Source organism: Paenibacillus sp. 01T422, assembly GCF_056398785.1.
Genome location: NZ_JBFTQB010000600.1, coordinates 1 through 4,086, shown reverse-complemented (window position 1 = coordinate 4,086; position 4,086 = coordinate 1). Strand labels below are relative to the sequence as shown.

The following is a 4,086-nucleotide window of genomic DNA, read 5'->3' as shown; positions in this document are numbered from 1 at the left end:
ACTTCTGCCATCACGTCTTTTTTGGCACATGTAATATGCTGTTCGAATTATAGACCCGTCTTTCAAAGAACGAGCAGTTGTTAGGCGACCACCCATTGAAGATCCACATTTTCCGCAACGAAGAGTACCAGTGAACCAGTATTCTTGCTTCCGCGAGTATCCGCTACCGCCGCGTGACTTCATTAGGCTGATAAGTTCCTTAAATTCTTCTTGGCTCCAAATAGCCTCATGGCTGCCGGTGGACTCAATACAATGAACACGTTCTTCTTTTTTTCGGATTGGATATTTACCATTAGCCAATTTAGTACCATAACGAATGATTCCGGCATAGTAAGGGTTTTCTAATGTTGTTTGGACGGTGGCTCCTGACCATTCAAAACCACGGCGTAGCTTTCCCTTCACATTCATAGTTCTTGCAATTTTATCAAATCCAAGTAATTTACCTCTTGAATCACCGTAGATATAGAGGTTTCTAATTTCCCGAATGAATTCTACTTCTTCGGGTATTTGCTTTTCTTCGGCATCATATCCGAAAGGAACTCTACCGCCAGGCCTTTTGCCTTCGTGTGCTTTTTGTTCCATGCCAAAGCGGACGCGCTCAGCGATGTTCTCACGCTCCCACTGGGCTATATCTGCCACAAGTCGAATGAACAGACGTCCTGTGGCTGTGCGTGTCTCAAACGATTCTGAGGAGGATTGAAACTTTACTTGGTGCATTTCAAAAAGCTTCAGCAGATAGTCGCAATCGGTTGTTGAACGCGTCATTCGATCAAGCCGGTAGACTAGGACTACATCGAACTTTTGATCTTTCACATCGTCGATCATTCGCTTCATCTCTGGCCGCTTTAGATCCTTTGCGCTGTAGCCATCATCAATGTAAATATCAGCAATATTCCAGTCTTGAGAGTCAGCAAAGCTGATCAGGCGACGCTTTTGAGCCTCAATAGAAAAACCCTCGTTTGCCTGCTCGTCCGTGGATACCCGAATGTACAACGCAACTCTCATTTGTACGACAGTTAGTTCTCGTACCATCTTAAAACCCCCAATCGTAGTACCGACTAATGTTCATTTGAAGCACATCTTCAATATCGGCCAATTGAATGATGAACTGATCAATATCTAAATGGTCAAAGAACTGTGTTTCATGCAGTTTTTGAATACGATTGAGCATAGATTGGATATCCACTAGAAAGCCCTCAGGACGTAAAACATCACGCACTAAATCTTCAATAGTGACGCTGAAACTCATTACGTTTTCACCGATATCTAACTCACTGCGCTTGATTCGTTTAAATGGGGCTTCTAGATTTATTAAGAAACGTCTTGCTTTCCAATTAAATTTTTCGCGTCCAAAGTAAACAACGAGCCAAACAGGATTCAATATATTTAGTTCGGGGTTCTCTTCATAATACACACGTATCTTCATTCGTCTTACCATACCTTTCGTCATATCTACGATGCGTTTCAGCGACAAATTCTTGGAAGCTCTGCTCTGTTATTGTGACTTTCCGATTGAGCCGCTCCTTTAAGTTTAGGTCCTGCTCATGCCAATACATTCGGTTCTTAATTTGTTCAAGTCGCTTCTTCACAAATGACTCCGGGAGAACAAATGCTTCTGATAAGACTTTGATAAGATTATGGGCTGGAACATACTTGAATTCCTCCAACATATAGAAGGGCATGGCAGCATAGATTTGGAACTGATCCGCTTGCATTTCTTGGAGCTCCATAAAAAGGCGGGTCATATTGTCCTGTTTTCCGCAATGAAGAACAAAGTGACCTAGTTCGTGAAAAAATTCTTTTCTACGATTTTCAGTGTCAAGTCGTGCGTTAATAACAATGAAATTAAATTCATCAATGAAATCAATAAAAGATTTCCCTTCACGGAAGTGAACCTCGATGCCGAACAAGTCAGCAATGTTATCAATATCTAGATCAGAAGCATAATGAATGCCTACGGTGTGATATTGCTTGTTAATCCATTGTTCTGTTTCAGTAGGCTTGTACAGAGTGAGATCCATGAAGTGCCTCCTAGAATATTGGGAGTAATGAGAATATATGTTCGGTTTTTATTTGAAAATAAAAGCCCTTCATTGGGCCGTTATTTATCTGACTCTAAATTCACAATTCATTGTTAAGTAGTATCCGCCATCTATGTACACTGCATCTTCAGTGTATCGTTCGATTGGTCCACCATAATCCAGCAGTTTTCCCTTTTGCATAACCATTACTTTAACGCCTGACTTCATGGCTTCTTCGAATTCAACTGGAGTTCGGAGGGGTTGGTTACGTTTGAGCATAAAATCCTCCTATGGGGTATTTGCTATTTTTTATCCTGGTCAATTTTTCTTTTTCTCAACATCTCAATGAATGCATCAGCTGCTTGCTTTTCATCCTCGGTCCAATCATCGCCACCACCGTAGTAAGCGCGGTTACTAGAAAGTTTTTTAGACTCATCGGACCATTTTTTAAAATCAGATCGACCAAGAAGATAATCAACAGTAACTTGAAAATAATCAGCTATTTCTTTAGTTAGTTCTTGAGAAGGCGTACGCTCATTCCTCTCGTACATTCCAATCGCGCTTTCACTCATATTAAATTTATTAGCTAATTCTTTTTGTGTTTTATTTCTTTCTTTTCTTAATTCTTTTAACCGATCGCCAAAAGTGGCCATGATCATCACCCTACTCCGAATAATAGCACATAGTGTGTGATTTTTACATAAAAAACACGATAAGTGTTGACACCGCACAAATTGTGTTGTACATTATATTCATAGCCGCACAAATTGTGTTGGAGAGGACGGTGAAAAAAGATGACAAGAGAAAATGTAGGAAGACGACTTGCTGTCCTTCGTGGAGAAAAGAGTCGTGATGAGGTCGCGAAAGCTGTTCAAATCAGCGTTAGTGCACTTCAGATGTATGAGAACGGACAAAGAATGCCCAAGGACGAAATCAAAATTAGATTATCTTCTTACTATGGCGTTACAGTTCAATCTCTTTTTTTTGACGATGAACCGCACAATATGTGCGGTGGCGAAGAGTCCAGTGCTTAAGTTTTTAGAAAAAGTATGAAGTGAAGGGAGGTGAGGGGCATGCCGCACAATCCGGGGATGAGTGAAAAAGCATGGCAGAAGTTCCATGCGTTGTTGGCGAGGTTGACATTGAAATACTCTGACAAGATTGTCGAGAAGAAGGCTGCGGACAATCAGAAAGTTAGTTAAGAAGGACCTGCCGCTAGCAAGCAGGTTTAGAGGATTTTTAGTTCGAGGTAATTGCTGTTGAATTAAGAATACCAAATACCTTCATCACAATAGAACGATCTCACCGTGCAAATAGTGAACACATCGAGGGGAGGTGATGATGGTGGAAAGAATCGGAGAAATTCTGAAATTAGGCCGTACACGTAAGAAGTGGTCCCAGGATGAGCTGGCAAAACGGTTGAACTTGGACCGATCGGTTCTATCGAGAATTGAAACGGGTGCGATCCCGCAACCCAGTTATGTATTGGTTAAGCAATGGGCAAAGGTTTGCGAGTGTGAAGATCTTGTTGGTCTGGATCTAGCTGGCAGCAAAGATGGATGGAAGAAGCTTCTAGCTTTAGAAAGCAAGTTAGACAAAATCAAAGAATTGGTCAGCTTCTTCAAAGTGAGACCGGAAAGGAGATAACGATGCTTTTGAGCGAAGCCGAATACCGCGAGAAGTTGAATGATTACCGTCACCGGATGTTTAGGAATATAAAGCTTGACGCAGAGGTATGCTGCGCGGCGAGTGATTGGATGTACAGCGAAGTTGCTCAAATGGAGCAAGAAATGAAAAACACCCGGGTGGGGGCCCGAGTGCCGTTAAGAATCCRCTTAAAGAATCTTGTTGCGCTTATTTTAACACAGAATGGCGCAACAGTGAAGGAGGCAAGTAAACATGCCTGATCTTTTGAAATACGACTTCTACGAATGCGAGGACTGTCAACTCAGTTATGCGGTTGAAGAGCATCAAATTGATGAACCAACCTGTCCAAGCTGCCAGTGCACTAATGCTCGTTTTGTGGTTACTCGGGTTTTTGCTCCAAATGAATTTCTTGCTGAAG

The 4,086-nt window shown here is 41.8% G+C and carries 9 protein-coding genes; 4 read left to right on the top strand and 5 right to left on the bottom strand.

Annotation, left to right across the window (positions count from 1 at the left end; all coding sequences use genetic code 11):
• The 5 genes from AC1DUA_RS26920 to AC1DUA_RS26900 form a co-directional block, all read right to left on the bottom strand.
• Window positions 1-1,032 (bottom strand): recombinase family protein (locus tag AC1DUA_RS26920; protein ID WP_477502692.1); only part of this gene is annotated, 1,032 nt, incomplete at its 3' end.
• A gap of 1 nt (window position 1,033) precedes the next feature.
• Entirely contained in the window at window positions 1,034-1,414 is a 381-nt protein-coding gene (locus tag AC1DUA_RS26915) for a hypothetical protein (RefSeq protein WP_477502691.1), read from the bottom strand.
• Window positions 1,404-2,021: an ImmA/IrrE family metallo-endopeptidase gene (locus AC1DUA_RS26910; RefSeq protein ID WP_477502690.1), complete on the bottom strand. Its 618-nt coding sequence runs from the start codon at window positions 2,019-2,021 to the stop codon at window positions 1,404-1,406. Before AC1DUA_RS26910 ends, AC1DUA_RS26915 begins: the two co-directional genes overlap by 11 nt.
• Before the next feature lie 84 nt (window positions 2,022-2,105).
• Complete coding sequence (locus AC1DUA_RS26905) at window positions 2,106-2,300, bottom strand: hypothetical protein (protein ID WP_477502689.1); 195 nt, start codon at window positions 2,298-2,300, stop codon at window positions 2,106-2,108.
• Window positions 2,301-2,323: 23 nt separating this feature from the next.
• Window positions 2,324-2,674 (bottom strand): helix-turn-helix domain-containing protein, encoded by a 351-nt coding sequence (locus AC1DUA_RS26900; RefSeq protein WP_477502688.1) that lies wholly within the window; start codon window positions 2,672-2,674, stop codon window positions 2,324-2,326.
• A 141-nt stretch (window positions 2,675-2,815) separates the two neighbouring features.
• Here AC1DUA_RS26900 and AC1DUA_RS26895 point away from each other — a divergent pair, with 141 nt between their 5' ends.
• From AC1DUA_RS26895 to AC1DUA_RS26880, 4 genes are all read left to right on the top strand, one after another.
• Window positions 2,816-3,055: a helix-turn-helix transcriptional regulator gene (locus tag AC1DUA_RS26895; RefSeq protein WP_477502687.1), complete on the top strand. Its 240-nt coding sequence runs from the start codon at window positions 2,816-2,818 to the stop codon at window positions 3,053-3,055.
• 39 nt (window positions 3,056-3,094) lie between these two features.
• Window positions 3,095-3,223 (top strand): hypothetical protein, encoded by a 129-nt coding sequence (locus tag AC1DUA_RS26890; RefSeq protein ID WP_477502686.1) that lies wholly within the window; start codon window positions 3,095-3,097, stop codon window positions 3,221-3,223.
• A gap of 142 nt (window positions 3,224-3,365) precedes the next feature.
• Complete coding sequence (locus tag AC1DUA_RS26885) at window positions 3,366-3,668, top strand: helix-turn-helix transcriptional regulator (protein WP_477502685.1); 303 nt, start codon at window positions 3,366-3,368, stop codon at window positions 3,666-3,668.
• Between the two features lie 2 nt (window positions 3,669-3,670).
• Window positions 3,671-3,928 (top strand): hypothetical protein, encoded by a 258-nt coding sequence (locus AC1DUA_RS26880; RefSeq protein WP_477502684.1) that lies wholly within the window; start codon window positions 3,671-3,673, stop codon window positions 3,926-3,928.
• Window positions 3,929-4,086: the final 158 nt, after the last annotated feature.